The organism is Carboxylicivirga mesophila, from assembly GCF_018271975.1.
GTDB classification, from domain to species: domain Bacteria; phylum Bacteroidota; class Bacteroidia; order Bacteroidales; family Marinilabiliaceae; genus Carboxylicivirga; species Carboxylicivirga mesophila.
The window spans coordinates 172,447-189,920 of the sequence record NZ_JAGUCN010000009.1 but is presented as its reverse complement, the minus strand read 5'-3'; the positions used below and the strand labels follow the sequence as shown (position 1 = coordinate 189,920).

Sequence of the window (17,474 nt, the reverse complement as noted above, 5' to 3'; positions counted from 1 at the left end):
TCCGCTGGAGATAATAAAACAACTTCGGAGAAGTTGAATATTTATAGAAATAATAAGCCTACCCTATTAATAACAATCCCGGCGGGATTGCATATTATATAGGCGTTTCAATGTTTTTTACATTGTTAATCGGTCTATAATGGTTTAATATTAAAAAAGTCGCCACTATGGACGACTTTACTAATTTGTTGTAAAAGAATTTATACAGCCATGGGCTTAATGCCCGAATTGCGACTGTAAAGCAACCTTTGCCAGTAGTTGTATAAGTCAAGTTTATCGCTGCGTGAAATGCCTTCGGTTTGAACCAGCTGACTGCGGCGGGCTATCACCACTGAGCTGATGTAACTGCTCATGCCATTACACACCATAAATGCCACATTGAGTTCACTTATTTCACTTAAATCCATCGGATTGCGTCGGCAATGTACAATAAGTTTAATGGATGTCTTACTGAGTTCAGCTGCCAGCAATCTGATTTTGTCCTTGCATTCGGGCGTGTTGACATCACACGAAATTAAAATGTGTGAGTAGCATCGCTCTTGATCATAGGCCGATAAAGCTGCTTCCAGCTCTTTTGCCGAATCAGGGAGATGAATGAGCGTGCTGCTAACGCCATATAAATTGCATAGCTTTTGTATGTGCAGATCGTCAGAATGGTTGGCAACTACAAGTATGTCTTTATCAAGCGGAATGACGGATGATATAACTGTTTCTAATGCGAATTCGCGCGTTCGCTTGAAGCAGATGGTTTCATAGCCCGTCAGATAAAAATCTTCTGGATTAATTGGGCTTTGGGTCATTAACGAGATTAACTCCCTGTTAACAACATCGTCTAGTTCGATTTTTTCAGGAAAACCGTAGGGGGTTGAATAATTTACTCGCATCATCACGCTTCTTCATTAAGTTATACCATAGGTGCAAAAATAGTGTCTGCCTTAGTTGTCTGGTTAAGGTAAAAATTAGCTTTACGTTAATCTTTCATTAATAGGACAATCAAGCTAATTTTTACACGTATAAAGTTATGGGGTTTTTGTAACGAATTTGTAAGAATATGATACTTTTAGCTCACACCTTTTTGAACGATAACCTTAAAAAATCGACTGTTCGTCAAAATAGAGAAAAAATGTGGTAATAAGGTTTACTTTTAGGACTACTAATCTTGGAAAGGATAGTGGTATAAATGCTTGAATCAGAACGGTAATTCAGGCTATTTTATATATAACCGCGGGCTTTTAGTTCAAGGTATTTGTTGATGGTCTCAACAGTCAGGTTTTCCGGGGCTGTTAGTACAGAGTGGATACCATAGCGTTCCAGCTCAAGGACGATACGCTTTTTATCGTAAGCAAATTTTTCAGCGATGGTCTTCACATAGATACCTTCCATATCACTGGCCTTAGCATCGGTAAGTTGCTTCAGTTCGGTGTTCTCAAAGAAAACGATAACCACCATATGGTCATTGGCTAACTTCTGAAGCATCGGTAGTTGCCGTTTTGCTGCACTCAGGCTTTCGTAATTGGTGTAAATAACCAATAGACTTCGCTGGTGTATGTTTCGTCTGATACTGGTGTATAATGCCTGGATACTTTGTTCTTCAAATCGTGTTGTTTGATTATACAAAGCTTCCATAATGACCTGCATCTGCTTGCTGTTGCGCTGTGGAGGTACCACCGTTCGCACCTTATTATTAAAGGTGATCAGCCCCGCTTTATCTTGCTTTAACATGGCAATTTTCGATAATACCAGCGAGGCATTAATGGCATAATCCAGCAGGGTCATACCCTCAAAAGGCATTTTCATGGTTCGTCCCAGGTCAATAATAGAAATCACCTGCTGCGATTTTTCATCCTGGTACTGATTGACCATCAGACTGCTGCGGCGAGCTGTTGCTTTCCAGTTGATGGTCCGGTAATCATCACCCTTGGTATATTCACGTATCTGGTCAAACTCCATCTGATGACCAATCCGTCTGATTTTTTTGATACCAACTTCTGTCAAGCGGTTAGAGATGGCCATCATCTCAAATTGTCGCATTTCTTTAAATGCCGGATACACCTTTACATACTGTTTGAGATTAAACTGTATGCGACGCTCAACCAGCCGAAGAGGTGATTTGATAAATACATTCAAGGCTCCAAACCAATATTCACCGCGCTCTGTTGGGCGAAGGTGGTAACTCATATTTTTCGTTTCACCCACCTTCAGGTAGGCGCGGATATTGAAGTCGCGTTTTTGAAACTGCAAGGGCAATTCATCAATTACATTGATAGTTACCGGGAAAGGGAAATTATTGGTAAATGTTAGCTTTACCAGATTTTCGTCGCCGTTCGAAAAACGTTCGTCTGTGATACGTTGAGCTTCAAAGTTGCTTTTGTGTTTCACAAACAATAACAGCGCTTCAATGACGATTAGCAGAATAAATAAGCCCAGGGCAATGAGGCCAAACTGGAAAAACATTTCGCCAAATTGTCCCATTGCCAATGAAAATACAATTGCGCCAAGGGCATAGTAGAACAGAGGAGTAAAATATACGTGGTTTCTTATTCTGAATCTCATTGCCTGCTGCTTAGCGTGGAACCTCCACTGAATCGATGATTTGTTGAATGATAACTTCAGGTTTGATGCCTTCCATTTCCTTTTCAGGTGTAAGAATAACACGGTGGTTTAGAACCGGGATCATGACAAACTTAATATCATCAGGAGTCACAAAATCGCGTCCTTCCAGCGCCGCAAAGGCTTTAGCCGCAGTAAGAATTGCCAGCGAAGAGCGTGGACTGCCTCCAAGGAAGAGAGCGCCGTGTGTGCGTGTTTTGTCAACAATTTGAGCGATATAACGCAGCAGGTCGTCCTCAACAATCACCTTGGCTGCCATCTCCTGGTATTTAACAATCTCTTCACCTGTTACGGCCTCATTAATCTGGCTCAGTGCATCTTTTTCCTGACGATTTTGTGCATTGGCCAATATAGATACTTCCTGCTCCAGATTAGGATAGTCAATTTTAATTTTGAATAAGAAACGGTCAAGTTGAGCTTCAGGCAGGCGGTATGTGCCTTCGTGCTCAACCGGGTTTTGGGTGGCCATAACCAGAAAAGGTGGTGTCATCGCCCGGGTGGTGCCATCAATGGTTACCTGGCGCTCTTCCATCACCTCAAAGAGGGCGGCTTGTGTTTTAGCGGGGGCCCGGTTGACCTCGTCAATCAATACCAGGTTCGAAAATATTGGACCTTTATTAAATTCAAATTCCGATTTTCCTGTATTGAACACCATGGTTCCAAGCACATCTGAAGGCATTAGGTCGGGGGTGAATTGTATTCGTGAAAAATCAGATGAAACAGACTTTGCCAATAATTTAGCCATCATCGTTTTGGCTACACCAGGCACACCTTCAATCAATACGTGGCCGTTGGCAATGACAGCTGTCAGTAGCAGGTCAAGCACTTTTTCTTGCCCAACAATCACTTTATTTATTTCGGTACGAATGCGAAATGCCGAATGGTTAAGTTCTTCCAATGGTAATCGGTTCTCAAATGGTGTATTGGTCTGTTGGTCCATATCTCTGTTATTTATTGACACTGTTCATAAAAAAAGTCTATTCGCCTGTTAAACTGTTCCAGGTCTTCTTCGCTGATGCGCTGCATATTGCTTAGGTTATTGCCTAACTCAAACAATTGCTTAATAGCTCTGATGGGGATGGATGATTTATCGGCTAGTTGCTGATACAGCTCATCATTCATCTCAGAAGTGTTGATATAGTATCTGGTTCTAATATATTCCTGCAGGTAGCTAAAGCGTTTTTTAGCTATGTCCATGTGGTTTTTACGACTGTAGTACAAGCGGCCAATTGTCTCAATGAAGGTGACCGTGCTGTTAATATTTGGCTTTAGTATGGGTACCGCTCTCTGCCGGCGGGCCGAACCAAATAAAAAGAATATTAATACACCAATCAATAGCACATACCAGGCTATTCGCAGTGGTGTGCGATCGAGGATAAAACTTAATATGGAGCGCTGTCCGCCTGATTCATAATTGTGAACGAGGTATTTATATTTATAGTGTTCATCCCATACCGTAGCCTGATTTGGTAAATAAGACAGGCATTTAAAGGCGTATTCATAGTTGTCTTTAATCAGCAAATTATAGTTCGTAAACGCTTGCGGATTGAGGTTGATAAACACATGACCTAAACCATATTGGACTTTAATGAAATTAGTCTTGCCCAGATTATTAAATCCCAGTACAGAAGTCGATAAGGTATCGTAACTGGTGAAATAGTTATTGGAAATGGCTTTTTTATACCAATAACCCAGATGGGTGCGAAGCTTACGATTGGAGAAGTTGAAGCTGATGGAGTCCAGGAAAAAGTCACCGGCACCATAGCGTTCCTGGTAATCGATTTTAAACAGGCTTCTGATGGTATCTGGCATGGAACTGGCCGATAAGAAGAGGTTATTCCCCTGATTGAGCAAGTCAATCACCTTATCAATATCGGTTTCGTCAGGACTAAATTCGTTGTTAATAACTATCAGGTTAGTTGCTTCAGTTACGGAGCCGCTAAAAAACTCGTCAAAGGTCCCGTGAGATGTTTTGATGGCATCTTCATCGAAGGCAACAGGTAGTAATTCGAATAATAGTTTGTTGCCAAAGGGTTTGGTGTCATACTTGGAGTAGCTTAATGACCAGTCGATGGGTTTTGGCGAATAGGCCAATACAAACACTACCAGTAAAACAATACAAACAGTAGCTGTTATAAGGATTCTATTTGAAGAGGAGCCACTCATTAACTTGCCTGTTTATTGGGAGTCAGCAATTGCATGAACTGTTCAAATTCGTTTTTAACAGTGCTAAATTCCTGTTCGTTAATATTAAATTTACCAAACCATATAAACTCGTACTGCCGGATGAGGCTTAAAAATGCACTTTTGATTTCAGGATCATCCACTTCGTAATAATAGTCACGGTCTGTTTTATAGGCGTTCCACCTGATTATGTTTTTGCGGTGTAGCTGACGTAAGCTCAGCAAAAATAATATACGTGTTGCCTCTCGGTATGCCTGATTATTGATGAATACTTTAAGCATGTTCTCCAGCTCTTCGTTTTCAATATCAGCATTGTTGAGTCCAAAATTTAAATTGGTCACTTTTGTTGAACGGGAGAAAATAAACAGCCCTTTGATAGGTATGCCCAGCAGTCTTATAACAATAAACACCACTGCAGCTACTCCTAATAGAAGAAATAGCCAACCTATCAGGCTTAGGGTTCCATCGCCAATACGAAAGAGTGACAAGAGCCATTTCACAAACTTCTGCCACCAATTCAAGGCATCGGTATTAACACTGTATTGATATTCTGGTTGTGCCCGGTAATAATCAATCGTATCCTGTGCGGGGCAGCGGTAGTCAACAATACTGTTGTCCCAGGCATCAACAGGTGCCACAGAGACTATGCTATCCTGCTGAGCTGAGGTGTTGAGTCCCAGACTCCAAACAATTATTACTATCAGGTACTTAAGGCTATTCACTATTATTACTGCTGTTTGTTTTCTGTAGTCGTGCTGTCTTCACCAATCTGATTGATACGATCCATGATCGTACTCGAACCTTCATTCTCATTTAGGCTAAAGTATTGTATGCCTGTTACAATGTATACAAATGCTCTGAGGTATATTCCTAAGATTATTAGCAGAACATATGAAATAACTACAAATGGAATATTGACCTGGCTCCAGTCACCCGATTGGGCAATAGTTGGTATTTTAAACTGCAGATAAAACTGTAGTGGCACACTAATGATACTACCTACGATACCCACAATTAATGAAGCGACGATGAGTACTGCAAAGGTCAGCCACCAGTGATTTTTGATCACCTGAAAACAGCGATTGAAATTCTTTGATAGTCCACCATCCTCAACGAACATGATGGGAAAAATGAGGCTTAGTATAATGGCAAAGTAAATACCCGGGATGATGAAAAATATGAAACCAGCCATAATCAGCAGGCTGATAACAAATGTATAACCTATGATTGGGAAGAAATTCCTGACAATCTGCTGGCCCACATCCGAAGGCGAAAAATTACCTTTCCCTTTCTCATGATACACTTTCATGTACCCATAACTGGCGGCCATGATGACTATTTGCACCACAATGGCTAGCACAATGAATATAAACAGGGGAATAAAGAACGTGAGTATGCTCATTGGATCCGGCGAATTTGTAATGGCAGAAAATTGGCCGTTAACCAGCTGCATAACCATATATACCAGTGAGGCAATCATCACTATTACCGGAATGCCTGTGTAAGTAAGCATGGTTTTCATAAACAGCTTACCCTCTTGCTTGAAAAACTCGAAGGCGGCGTTAATAACACTGCTAAAATCTCTGCGTTGTGCAAACTTAAATTCAGTCATTTGCTTTAATTTTTTTATGTACAAGACTTGGATATATGAAAAAGTACCAGATGATGACCAGCATTGAAGCGGCAATGATAAATATGTTCAGCCAGTTATCGATGCTGTTGTAATGGCGGGTAACAAAGCTTTCCAGGATACCTGCGACGAAAAAAACGATGGTGATTGGAATCATCACCTTCACGCCTTTGATGGCGCCGTAAATGAACGAATCTTTTCGAGGATAGGTTCCAGGAAACAAGAGGTATTTGCCCAGCATTATGCCGGCTCCACCGGCCAGCACAATGGCCGATAATTCCAGTGTTCCATGTATCATGATGGTGTAGGTAGATACACCTAACAGATTTTTTTGGTAAAAAAAGGTTTGAAAAGCGCCCACCATTACTCCATTGAAAAACAGGCGGTAGATGGCACCTATGGGCGTTAAAAAGCCGTAAAGGAATACTTGCCAGGCTACACTAACATTATTAAATATAATGTAGAATGCCATGGGTAACTCACCCATTTGGCCATACACAGCCATCGGATCCCCTTTTTCTATATTATCGAGGGTCATATTCACATAGGCGTCACCCAGTATGGAACGCACAAACTCAATGTCGGCCAATGATGATGCTACCCCTAATGCCCATGAGGCCATAAATACAATAAATGAGATAATAAAGTAGGGACGCGCCGAATACAGTATTAATGGTAATTCGGTTCTGAAAAATGCTGGTATCCGGTTGCCTTTTTCTCGTTTATTTCGATATATCTCCTGATGGGTTTTTTGAGACAAGCTATTGAGGTAAGCCAATGTGTGCGAACCCGGGTAGAAGGTGCGGGCAAAAGCTAAATCATCTGTCAGTTGAATAAACTGGTCGGCCAAACTATCAGGATTAACGGCAGATGGTTTTTTTAGTTGCTGTTCAAATTTTTCCCAGCGTGCTTTGTTGCGATTTATAAACGTAATTTCCTTCATTGGGCAGGTCCATGAGCATTGCGAATAAATGAATTTTTCTGCACATAAAAAACTTATTTTGCTACTTTTGGTCTACTGATTATCTATTCTTATCAATTTCGTTAGCCTTTTTATGGAGAATATAAGTATTTCTACTACTCAAAATGTCAATATCGATTATCAGCTGGCCAGTGTTGGTGATCGAATTTTTGCGTATATCATTGATGGATTTATCCAATTCTTTTATTCAGTCATTATCTTTTTTGCTTTTGTTGTTGGCATGAATGTTACTGAATGGTGGATTGGTCTCTTCTTTTTGCCTGTTGTTTTTTACCATTTGCTCTGTGAAGCTTTTCTAAATGGTCAGAGTTTTGGTAAGATGATGCTTAAGATACGAGCAGCAAAAATGGATGGCAGCGAGTTGCGTTTTATCGATTGTTTTCTGCGTTGGTTGTTCCGCATTGTGGATTTTAGCTTGCCAATTGGTGGCGTTTTGGTTGGATTTTTAGCAATCATTATTGGTGGCAAGGGCCAGCGTGTTGGTGATATTGTTGCGAAAACAACGGTTATAAAAATTGATCCCAAAGGAAGTTTAACAGCAACAGCTTACGTTGAAGTTGAAGACGATTATCAGCCTCAGTATCCAGAGGTGAGCATTTTGTCTGATACTGATTTACAGACGGTGAAAGAGGTACTTAATATTGCCGCTAAAGATAACTCTTACAATAGTATAGGTGCACCCCATCCGCTGGTACTCAAAACCAAAGAGGTAGTACTTAAAAAGATGAAGATTGAAACCAAACAGCCCGCCAAGGAGTTTCTGAGTACCGTTCTCAAAGACTATAACTATTATCATCGATAAAAGAAAGAAAGCGGAAATTACCAGGTAACTTCCGCTTTTTATTTAAGAGTAACTCGATGTTTAATCTCTGTTGCCTACAAATAGCATGATGTAATATAGCAGCGTGGCCAATGCCGAGAGGGCTGCAACGACATAGGTGTAGGCCGCCCATTTGAGCGCGTCTTTGGCTTTCTCATGTGTGTCTTGTGTGGTGATGCCCGCCGTATTCAACCATGCAAGAGCACGTTTACTGGCATCAATCTCTACCGGAAGGGTGATAAATGCAAACAAGGTAAAAATGGCATAACAAGCAATGATAATTTGTAGTGCCAGATTATAACTTATCAAACCCGGCAGTGCAAAGGCGCCAAAAAACAGTGCAATAAACATGAAATTTAAAATCTTTGCACTGACATTTTGTAGTGGCACCAGTGCTGAACGAAATTCAAGGAAAGCATAGCTATTGGCATGTTGAATGGCATGACCCGTTTCATGGGCTGCCACAGCTGCCGCTGCCACACTACGTCCATTATATACATCCGGACTCAGGTTAACACTTCGGTTAGCCGGGTTATAATGGTCGCTTAGTTGTCCTTGCACACAATTCACTTTAACATTCATGAGTCCGTTCTGACGCAGCATTTTTTCTGCCACTTCTTTCCCCGACATGCCAAAGTTAATAGGTATCCGCGAATACGCTTTGAATTTGCTTTTCAATTTTGAGCTGACGAACATGCTCGTAAACATGAAAAACAAGAAGATAATTAATAAAATTGGTGAAAACATAATCAGTCTATTTAGGTTAACAGACTATCAAAAATGTTGCCAGATTTTTACTTTGGCAGTATTACGTTGAAGGTGGTTCCCTCCCCAACGATGCTTTTGCATTCGATGCTGCCGCCAATGCTGTCGATGTAACGTTTAACGATGTATAAGCCCAAACCTGATGAGGGGGCATTGCTTTTATGGTGGGACGCGAGCTTCTTGTATTTGGTAAACAAATCAGGAATATCCTGCTCTTCAATACCTGGGCCCTGATCGCTTACACCAATAATTACCCGTTCATCATCAGCCTTAACGGCCAGCTCAATGCTTGATTCCATTGGCGAGAATTTGATGGCATTAGACAGCAGGTTCGAAATGACTTTTTCTAGGATGGTATAATCATTGTCGATGATTTCTTCGCTGGCTAACCAATTGATACTGATTTCCTTTTCTTCTAACGATTCGGCATATTGCGCAGCTACTTCACGCATCAGGGCAACTATTGAAAATTTTGATTTGTTAATAGCAAACTCACTATTTTCAAGTCTCTTAATTTCAGTTACCTGGTTCACCATCTCTTTAATTTGCCATAATGCATCAAATACATATTGTAAAGCTTCATCCTTTTCATTCTCATCAATATCTGCCTCGTTCTTGATACTACTTATGAGTGACACAGATGATGTAATAGGGCGTTCTATTTCTTTTGTGAATAAGGAAATTAAATGATTGTTTTCCTGAATCAGGCGATCCATATCGGCCTGCTGACTCAGTATAAGCTGGTTTTGTTCAAAAGCACTCTTGTTTACCTGCTCCAGTGACTGACGCTGTTGCTCCAGCTGACTGAATGCTTTGGCATTTTCCAGAGCAATACTCGTATACATACTGATGTTGCGCATAAAGCTCAGGTGGTAGGCACTGTAAGCTTTTTTGTCAGCACTTTGCACTGTTAGTACGCCAAATGGAGCACCGCTCACTTTTAGAGGTATGTATATAATTGATTGGCTATTAATATCGCCGGGCACAGGTCTTATTTCCTGCACATAGTCTTTGTATTCTTTTTCAAAGTCATTGATGTATATTTCCTTATCATTCACGAGGCAGTGAATTGATAGGCGTTCGACATCATCGAGAGGGAAGGTAAGAAAAGGCATACGTTCGCCTTTAAGAATGACGTTGTTAAAATCAAGAGAATTACTTTCCTGATTGAATAAGCCCACGCCAAATAAATAGGTATCCATTACCTCGCTGGCAGCTTTGTAAACTAATGCAAAAATGTTGTCGGTTGACAGATTGGCAGTAAGTATTTTTCCTATCTCTGTCAGTTTCTCCAAATCATTTAAGGCATTAGCAATGGAGTTAGCTTGTTTCTCAATTTTTATATTTTGATTCTTCAGCTGTTCATTTTGCTTTGAGATCTCCTTTCTTTGTTCGTTAATCTCCTTGGTCTTGGCCGAAATTAATGTCTCCAGTTCAAAGCGCAAGGTCTTGGTGCGTTGCTGCCATGAAATTATAAGCGCACCTATCAACCCCAAAATAAGCATGATAATCAGTGCGCGGAAGGAGGCAGTGCGATACCACTCGGGGTGGATGCTGAAGTTATAAATTGCTCCCTCTTCGTTCCAGATATTGCTGTTATTGGCTGCAATTACTCTAAATGTGTATTCGCCTGAAGGTAAGGAGGGATAAGCAACAGTGTTGGTGTAACCTTCAATCCATTCTGTTTCAATTGGCTCCAGTCGCCAACGATATTTTACTTTCTCTGGTACTGAATAGCAAAGAGCATCGAACTCGAAGGAAATATTATTATCGGAGCTTGATAGTGCCAACCTGTTGGGAATGCCAAACCACGGAATGATCGAGTCATAAGCAGTCTTATAAGTTTCAGCCAGCCAATCAGGCTGTTTATAGGATAGTTCTATATCACGAATGTATATATTAGGCGCCAGAAAGTTGGTGCGCTTTTCCATGGGGTTATACATGATAGCACCCTTAATGGTACCAAACCAAAGATGTCCGTCATTATCCAGCAAGTTGGCAGTTCCGTTATTTTCAATGCCCACAAACCCATCGTATTTGTCATATTGTATAACGCTTAGTACTTCGCCCGATGAAGAGATGGATAGTTTATCAATACCGTTTTGTGCACCTGCAAATATATTACCTTCCTTATCGGCAATAACCGAATAAATATTATCACCAGAGAGTCCTTTATCTGTGTCAAACGTCATCCAGTTTTTTCCATCATAGCGGATAAGGCCATTGGTAAAAGTGGCAAACCAGATATTCCCCACCTTATCTTCGGCAGCCTGAAGTATATAGGAAGATGGTATTTCCTGCCCTTCGGTAAACTGGGTGAATTCACCTTGCTGGTATAGTATTATGCCCCGGCTGGTAGACAGCCAGAGTCTTTGCTGACTATCAGATAGCATATGAAAGATGGTATTATCCTGCATATGGGCATTGTAGGTGTTGTAAAAAGTGGCTTTACCCTTATGGCTTTTAATTAAACCATGATTGTATGTTGAAAAGAAAAAAGTATCATTCTGAACCACAATATCACTGAGTGGTAATCGTCTGCTCCAGCCATATTTCTCGTTTACTGAGCGCGTTGATTTGCCATCAAACTCCCAAAGTCCGGCAATGGTAGCCATCAGGATATTACCCGAAGGTAGCTCGTAAAACTCTTTGATGGCCACTAAATCAGGCAGGTCCTGCTTTTTGTAGGTAGTTAGTTCTTTGTTTGTTAACGTGGAAAAACCACCCTCACCATCGGCAAAGTAATAGGTGCCTTTGGAGTCCTGAAAAATAGCTCGAATAATATCATCGGTGAGACCATTACTGCGATTAAGTGATACAAACAAGTCGCCACTGTACCTGACCAGCCCTGCTCCTAAAGTACCCATCCAGATGTTCCCTTCGGCATCCTGATGTATGTTGAACACCATATTGATGGGCAATCCGTTTTGCTTATTGAAAATGCGCCAGCCACTTTTCTTACTGAATTGCATAACGCCTCCATTGTCAAGCAGAAACCAGTACGTGCCTTCCCTGTCCTGAAATCCTTTAAAAATGGTGAAGTTCTGCATTTCTTCCGGGATGCTGACTGTTTTGTCTCCTTTGCCGTCAATGTGGATGATTAATTGCTGGGTGTTGTCCGGACCAAATAGGCTCAGCCAAAGGTGCTTGCTTCTGTCTCTGAATAACGGATACCTGATGACCTTTTGGTCTTTGGCAACCAATCCTTTATCGAAGTTACGGATAGAATCATTTTCAAAAACCAACAGCTGTCGGCTGGTGGCCATCAGCAAATTGTTATTGTCATCGGCCATGATCTTAAAGATGGTGCCGCTGTCAATAAGTTGGTCTTTATATGTTTCAGAGATATTGGTAACTTGATTATCTCGGATGCTGTATAGGCGGTGCTCACCAGATATCATGTGGACCAGGCACCAAATGTTGCCATCCTGTGTCTCACAGAACTGTGCATTGTCAGTAAAAAGGGTGGTGTCTGCTTCAATTACCGATTCATAATTGATGCCATTGTATCGTTGAATGCCTTTGGGTGTGGCAATCCAAAGGTCGTAGTTACGATCATGCAGAAGCCCTAGAATGATGTTATCAAGCAGGCCATCTTTTTTGGTAAACACCTCAAAGTTCTTTCCATTAAAGCGGCAGAGTCCTCCACCATTTGTCCCTACCCACAAGTAGCCAAACTGGTCTTCAGCCATGGATGCAACTTCCGATTGAGGCAATCCTTCTTCCAGAGAATATTGCTTGAAATGGAAATGTTGCGCCACGCTCAACTGAGTAACCAGCCAAAATGCAAGTGAAGTTATTAATAACGCTTGTCTCATGGGTATGCTATTACCTGATAAATATACCGTTTTAGTATTAGCATAACAAATGACTTTTGACAATTGCTTACTAATTGAAGATGAATTCTATTAGTATATATGCCTATTTTAGAATCTGAAGTATATAAATGGCAATAAACTGCTTTGGTGCAGCGAATAAATGGCGTATAAAGCCAGTGCTGTCAATACCGTTTTCAGCCAAATAGGGTACTGAATAAATCTAATTTTTAGCCTGTTTCGCATTCTGTCAGGTAACCAATGTAAAGTGAAACCTGCCAGGATGAGCAAATATGTATAAGGCGTTGAGCTAAATATTTTTATTGCATCCGAGATACTAAATGTATACCTGATTCTGTCAATTAGTATTTGCGCATTCTCCAGCGAATCAACACGAAATATGATCCATGTGACACTTACAAAGTTGAATGTTATAAACCAACTAAGAACAGTAATCAGTTTTCTTTTCTTAGTAATAATCCTGTTTATTACCCTGTTAACTATCAGTCCGATACCGTGAAGTGCTCCCCATATAATAAATTTGAGTGCTGCTCCATGCCATAAGCCACCAATTAGCATTGTAACTAATAGATTGATTAGTGTACGTAAAGAGCCCTTGCGATTTCCACCCAGAGGGATGTATAAATAATCGCGCAGCCAGCTCGATAAGCTTATGTGCCATCGACGCCAGAAATCGCTTAGCGAAGTGGCTTTATAAGGATGGTTAAAATTTTTAGGTAATCGAAAACCAAGTAGCAGAGCTACCCCAAGTGCGATATCGGTATAGCCCGAAAAATCACAATATATCTGTAGTGAATAGCCGTAAATAGCCAATAAAGCTTCGAATCCGGAATAGGCTACCGGATGTTCAAATACCCGGTCAACAAAGTTGACAGAAATAAAATCGGAGATGAACATCTTCTTAAATAAACCTCCGGTAATCAGCAGGATGGCCCACCATATCCACTTTTCTGACAAGATTAGCTGGCGATAAATTTGTGGAATAAAATGTTTGGCTCTGACAATTGGGCCTGCAATGAGCTGTGGAAAAAAGGAAACATAAAAACCAAAGTCAATAATGTTTCTTACTGGTTTCAGTTCTTTGCGGTAAATATCAATGGTGTAACTGATAGTTTGAAAAGTAAAGAAAGAGATGCCAACTGGTAAAATTATCTGCTCAATGCTAAAAGCTGTACCAAAAAGATGATTGGCCATAGCTGCCAGGTAATCATACACAGGTGCTTCAGTATGTGTGAAATGTGCCAGTGTATCGGCAAAGAAATAGGTGTATTTAAAATAGCCAAGGATGGACAGGTTGATTATCAGGCTCACTGCTACTAATAGTTGGCGTGCGGCTGGCTTTGATGCTCGATATAAAGCAAGTCCTATTGTGTAATCAACTATTGTTGAAAGTATTAGTAATGCAAAGAAGTAGCCTCCTGTTTTAAAGTAGAAAAACAAACTGGCGATAAATAAAAAAGCAATGCGTAAGGCTCTGTGATGGCTTAAAATACAACTAGCCAGCAGTACAATGCCAAAGAACACCCAAAAAGCTGCATGGGTAAACAAAAATAGGTCAGATTGACCAGTGAATTGTTCTAGTAGCGCTCCCATGGCATATCAGGTTGGATTAATAAAGTAGTTTCTGGCGTTTCAAACTTATTAAACTGATGCCAAGTGGCCTTAATCATTAGCTGTGCTGCTTTTTTGCCCCCTAAGCGCGAAAAGTGAATGTAATCAGTCAGTGCCAGCGGAGGTTGCTGTTCGGTCCATTTAATAATTGAGCCTTCCCCTCCCATGGCGTTATAAAGGTCGAAAAAGGCAAAATCGTATTTCAAGGCAATGGCTTTTTGAGCTTCATTGATGCGGTGCAAATGCTCGTATGATTGGATTTCTCCGCTGTGGTTATGCGCGGCATCGGCAATGCCTACTACCAATACCGGTACATTGGGTAAGTAGCTCTTTATCAAATCAAATTGCCGGGCAAGTTGTACCTGGTAGAATCGATAGTTGGGAGCCACCGTAGGTATCATATTTGTACCAAACTGGAAGATGATCATACCAATATTGAGTTGTTCACCCATGGCTTTAAACAGGTTGGCATCCGTGCGGTGCAGTAAAGGTGTACTTTGCCCCCGCAGCGCAATGTTATCTACCGATACACCTGCCAGGCTATCAAGTGCACAGGCTAATACATGCACGTCACTATTACTCGTTAATTGGAATCTTATTGATGGTGAGAGTTGCTCAAATTCCCAGTTTATCTCCGTCAGGTCCGAAGAGGGAGGTAACGAATCATTAATAATTTCAACATGTTTTATTTGACCTTTTATAGCAATTGTATCGGTATGGGGTGCAATAAACAAGCGTATCTTCTGGTAATTGGAGGCATGTTGTTCAGCCCAACGCGAGGCACTGATTTTAAACTCACCAGCCGAATGTGCATGCAGTGCTGCTGTTTGTCCCATTAGCCCATAGGCTTTGTTGGGTAGTGCGTTTCGTCTGTTGTAAATGTGGTAGGCCTGCCAGTTACCTTTACTATCAATCCAAACCGATGGATTGATATGTGCCGGGTCAAATACGGTTGTCAGGCCAGGGCCACTGCCTCCAAATCTACTCTGGAATGCTTCACGCAAGTAGGCAGTTATGCGGTCACCTTCAATCTGTGAATCGCCAAAGTGTAGTATTCGTATGGCTGTGCCGCTATCGGTTGCTGTGTGTAATGCTCCATGAAGCTGTTTTAGCTGTTCAAAAAAACTGGTAGAATAGCTGAGGTGATGTTGAGTGATGATGGTATCCTTTCTTTCTGCTTTTTTAACAGGCGGGATGGTGTCTGGCAGTTCTGGTTGCATGGTCATCAATGAGTCCATGTCTGGGATGATTAGTTCTTCGGCGGTTTTTATTTGCCAGTTGGCCGGCTGAAAGGGAAAGGGTACATAGTGAACCAAAGCCAATACAAGCGCACCAATCAGCATAAAATATACGAGGATGCGAAGTTGTTGGCTCATAGGTTTTTGTTAATTGTCTGAAAATATAAAAATATCTTGTATTATACCGAACAGGGGTGAATATTATCATTGCTGAAATATTCACCCCTGGAGAAGTTTGTTATTGCGTTTTATGACTTAGGTCTGATTTTAAGCTTCTGACCAATCCATAATTTTGAAGATTCTGAAAGGCCGTTTAACTGCATCAGATCTTTGTTTGATATATTATCGAACTTTTTGGCAATGGTCCATAGGTTATCACCCGATTTTACCGTGTAATACTCAAAGTTGGCGTCTATTGGAAGATTCTTTGTAGGAGCCGAACTATTGGTAGTAGCTGTTTTACTGTTCAGCTTCTGCTTTTCGCTATAGCTCATCTCGTTAATGCGGCTGTAGTACTCCGTTTTATTCTTCGGTACATACACACGCAGTTTTTGCCCTGTTTTAATAAGGTTGCGCCTTACGTTATTCCAATAGCGCAAATCAGAGGTGCGCACATCATACCAGTCGGCAATTAAGCCAATGGCATCGCCCGACTTAACTGTGTAATATACAGTTGCTTTATCCTTAGGCGTATCGGGTGTATAGGTCATGTATTGTGGTTGCACGGTTGTTTTACCACCCACAAAATAGGCTTCACGTTTATAGGCATAAATGGAATCTTCGATGGCTGCAAAGTCTGAAGCATCATTAATAGCCAGGCGTAAAGAGAAGTTATTACCTGCCGGAATCAGGTCTTTGCGATACTGGGGATTAAGACTTCTTATGTAATCGACTTTTACATTTAATTTTTCAGCAACTTGTTTAAAGTGCAGTGGCTGATTAATGGCGATGGTGTCGGTCATGGCCGGCAGCGTATGTGGCTTAGCATATAAGTTATGCTCTTTGGCATACATAAATGTGTAGGTGGCTGCAATAAATGCCGGCACATAGCCCCGTGTTTCGCGAGGTAAATGATAATATATTTTCCAGAAGTCGCGATGGCCTCCTGAGCGGCGAATAGCTTTGTTAACATTGCCCGGTCCGCAGTTATAAGCGGCAATCACCAAAAACCAGTCTTTGTAGATGGCGTATAGGTCATTAAGAAAGTCAATGGCTGCTACTGTTGACTTATAGGGATCGCGACGTTCATCAACGTATGAATTGATCGTTAGACCATATTGTTTGCCGGTGTAGTACATAAACTGCCATAAGCCGGCGGCTCCTGCTCTTGAATAGGCTCGCGGGTTCAGAGCCGACTCAATGATCGGAAGGTATTTTAACTCCAACGGCATCTGTCGTGCATCCAGTTCCTGCTCAAACATGGGGAAGTAATACTCCGATAGGCCTAACATGTTCTGAACTAACTCACGACGGCGCAACGTATACAATTCGATGTGGCTCTTAACGATTGAATTGTAGGTGTATGGCATTGGCGAGCTGATGGCTGCGATACGTTTGATATACACTGAGTCGGGTAGCTGTCCTATGGGCGCATTAATGTCGATTGAATCCAGCACCAAATTGTCGGTTGCCTTACTGATGTACCATTGGTTAACCAGGCTATCCAGACATTCCTCCAGAAATGGAGGCGTTTCTTCTAATAAGTTAATTGAATCAATTTTATCTTGTGCGCTTGCCACAAATCCTGCTATCACCATACTGGTCAGCACGACCAATTCTTTCACCTTTTGCATAAGAT

General features: G+C 41.3%; 13 protein-coding genes. 1 reads left to right on the top strand and 12 read right to left on the bottom strand.

What is annotated here, in order from left to right; translation table 11 throughout:
- Positions 1-200: 200 nt before the first annotated feature.
- From KEM09_RS09875 to KEM09_RS09845, 7 genes are all read right to left on the bottom strand, one after another.
- Positions 201-887 carry a hypothetical protein gene (locus KEM09_RS09875; protein ID WP_212227952.1) on the bottom strand — a complete coding sequence of 229 codons (687 nt, stop codon included), beginning with the start codon at positions 885-887 and terminating at the stop codon, positions 201-203.
- Between the two features lie 325 nt (positions 888-1,212).
- Positions 1,213-2,553, bottom strand: coding sequence for a DUF58 domain-containing protein (locus tag KEM09_RS09870; RefSeq protein WP_212227951.1), 1,341 nt, complete (start codon positions 2,551-2,553; stop codon positions 1,213-1,215).
- 10 nt (positions 2,554-2,563) lie between these two features.
- Entirely contained in the window at positions 2,564-3,550 is a 987-nt protein-coding gene (locus KEM09_RS09865; RefSeq protein WP_212227950.1) for an AAA family ATPase, read from the bottom strand.
- Positions 3,551-3,561: 11 nt separating this feature from the next.
- Positions 3,562-4,776, bottom strand: coding sequence for a DUF4350 domain-containing protein (locus KEM09_RS09860; protein WP_212227948.1), 1,215 nt, complete (start codon positions 4,774-4,776; stop codon positions 3,562-3,564).
- Positions 4,776-5,516 (bottom strand): hypothetical protein, encoded by a 741-nt coding sequence (locus KEM09_RS09855; protein ID WP_212227947.1) that lies wholly within the window; start codon positions 5,514-5,516, stop codon positions 4,776-4,778. Before KEM09_RS09855 ends, KEM09_RS09860 begins: the two co-directional genes overlap by 1 nt.
- Before the next feature lie 5 nt (positions 5,517-5,521).
- On the bottom strand, positions 5,522-6,406 hold the full coding sequence (locus tag KEM09_RS09850) for a hypothetical protein (protein WP_212227946.1): 885 nt from the start codon (positions 6,404-6,406) through the stop codon (positions 5,522-5,524).
- Positions 6,399-7,367 carry a stage II sporulation protein M gene (locus tag KEM09_RS09845; RefSeq protein WP_212227945.1) on the bottom strand — a complete coding sequence of 323 codons (969 nt, stop codon included), beginning with the start codon at positions 7,365-7,367 and terminating at the stop codon, positions 6,399-6,401. The genes KEM09_RS09850 and KEM09_RS09845 overlap by 8 nt, the downstream gene beginning before the upstream one ends.
- A 112-nt stretch (positions 7,368-7,479) precedes the next feature.
- Here KEM09_RS09845 and KEM09_RS09840 point away from each other — a divergent pair, with 112 nt between their 5' ends.
- Complete coding sequence (locus tag KEM09_RS09840) at positions 7,480-8,208, top strand: RDD family protein (RefSeq protein WP_212227944.1); 729 nt, start codon at positions 7,480-7,482, stop codon at positions 8,206-8,208.
- Positions 8,209-8,268: 60 nt separating this feature from the next.
- On the opposite strand, the gene KEM09_RS09835 is transcribed toward KEM09_RS09840, so the two are convergent.
- The 5 genes from KEM09_RS09835 to KEM09_RS09815 all read right to left on the bottom strand — a co-directional run bounded on the left by KEM09_RS09835 (position 8,269) and on the right by KEM09_RS09815 (position 17,469).
- Entirely contained in the window at positions 8,269-8,973 is a 705-nt protein-coding gene (locus tag KEM09_RS09835; RefSeq protein WP_280516734.1) for a zinc metallopeptidase, read from the bottom strand.
- Positions 8,974-9,020: 47 nt separating this feature from the next.
- On the bottom strand, positions 9,021-12,809 hold the full coding sequence (locus KEM09_RS09830; protein ID WP_212227943.1) for a sensor histidine kinase: 3,789 nt from the start codon (positions 12,807-12,809) through the stop codon (positions 9,021-9,023).
- Positions 12,810-12,917: 108 nt separating this feature from the next.
- A complete protein-coding gene (locus KEM09_RS09825) occupies positions 12,918-14,420 on the bottom strand; it encodes an MBOAT family O-acyltransferase (protein ID WP_212227942.1) in 1,503 nt (500 codons plus the stop codon).
- A complete protein-coding gene (locus KEM09_RS09820) occupies positions 14,405-15,814 on the bottom strand; it encodes a GDSL-type esterase/lipase family protein (RefSeq protein WP_212227941.1) in 1,410 nt (469 codons plus the stop codon). Before KEM09_RS09820 ends, KEM09_RS09825 begins: the two co-directional genes overlap by 16 nt.
- Before the next feature lie 110 nt (positions 15,815-15,924).
- Positions 15,925-17,469 carry a lytic transglycosylase domain-containing protein gene (locus KEM09_RS09815; RefSeq protein WP_212227940.1) on the bottom strand — a complete coding sequence of 515 codons (1,545 nt, stop codon included), beginning with the start codon at positions 17,467-17,469 and terminating at the stop codon, positions 15,925-15,927.
- Between the last annotated feature and the right edge of the window lie 5 nt (positions 17,470-17,474).

Bases quoted from the DNA above. Each gene is read 5' to 3' on its own strand.
- KEM09_RS09875 (WP_212227952.1), bottom strand. From the start codon at position 887: ATGATGCGAGTAAATTATTCAACCCCCTACGGTTTTCCTGAAAAAATC.
- KEM09_RS09870 (WP_212227951.1), bottom strand. From the start codon at position 2,553: ATGAGATTCAGAATAAGAAACCACGTATATTTTACTCCTCTGTTCTAC.
- KEM09_RS09865 (WP_212227950.1), bottom strand. From the start codon at position 3,550: ATGGACCAACAGACCAATACACCATTTGAGAACCGATTACCATTGGAA.
- KEM09_RS09860 (WP_212227948.1), bottom strand. From the start codon at position 4,776: ATGAGTGGCTCCTCTTCAAATAGAATCCTTATAACAGCTACTGTTTGT.
- KEM09_RS09850 (WP_212227946.1), bottom strand. From the start codon at position 6,406: ATGACTGAATTTAAGTTTGCACAACGCAGAGATTTTAGCAGTGTTATT.
- KEM09_RS09845 (WP_212227945.1), bottom strand. From the start codon at position 7,367: ATGAAGGAAATTACGTTTATAAATCGCAACAAAGCACGCTGGGAAAAA.
- KEM09_RS09840 (WP_212227944.1), top strand. From the start codon at position 7,480: ATGGAGAATATAAGTATTTCTACTACTCAAAATGTCAATATCGATTAT.
- KEM09_RS09835 (WP_280516734.1), bottom strand. From the start codon at position 8,973: ATGTTTTCACCAATTTTATTAATTATCTTCTTGTTTTTCATGTTTACG.
- KEM09_RS09830 (WP_212227943.1), bottom strand. From the start codon at position 12,809: ATGAGACAAGCGTTATTAATAACTTCACTTGCATTTTGGCTGGTTACT.
- KEM09_RS09825 (WP_212227942.1), bottom strand. From the start codon at position 14,420: ATGGGAGCGCTACTAGAACAATTCACTGGTCAATCTGACCTATTTTTG.
- KEM09_RS09820 (WP_212227941.1), bottom strand. From the start codon at position 15,814: ATGAGCCAACAACTTCGCATCCTCGTATATTTTATGCTGATTGGTGCG.
- KEM09_RS09815 (WP_212227940.1), bottom strand. From the start codon at position 17,469: ATGCAAAAGGTGAAAGAATTGGTCGTGCTGACCAGTATGGTGATAGCA.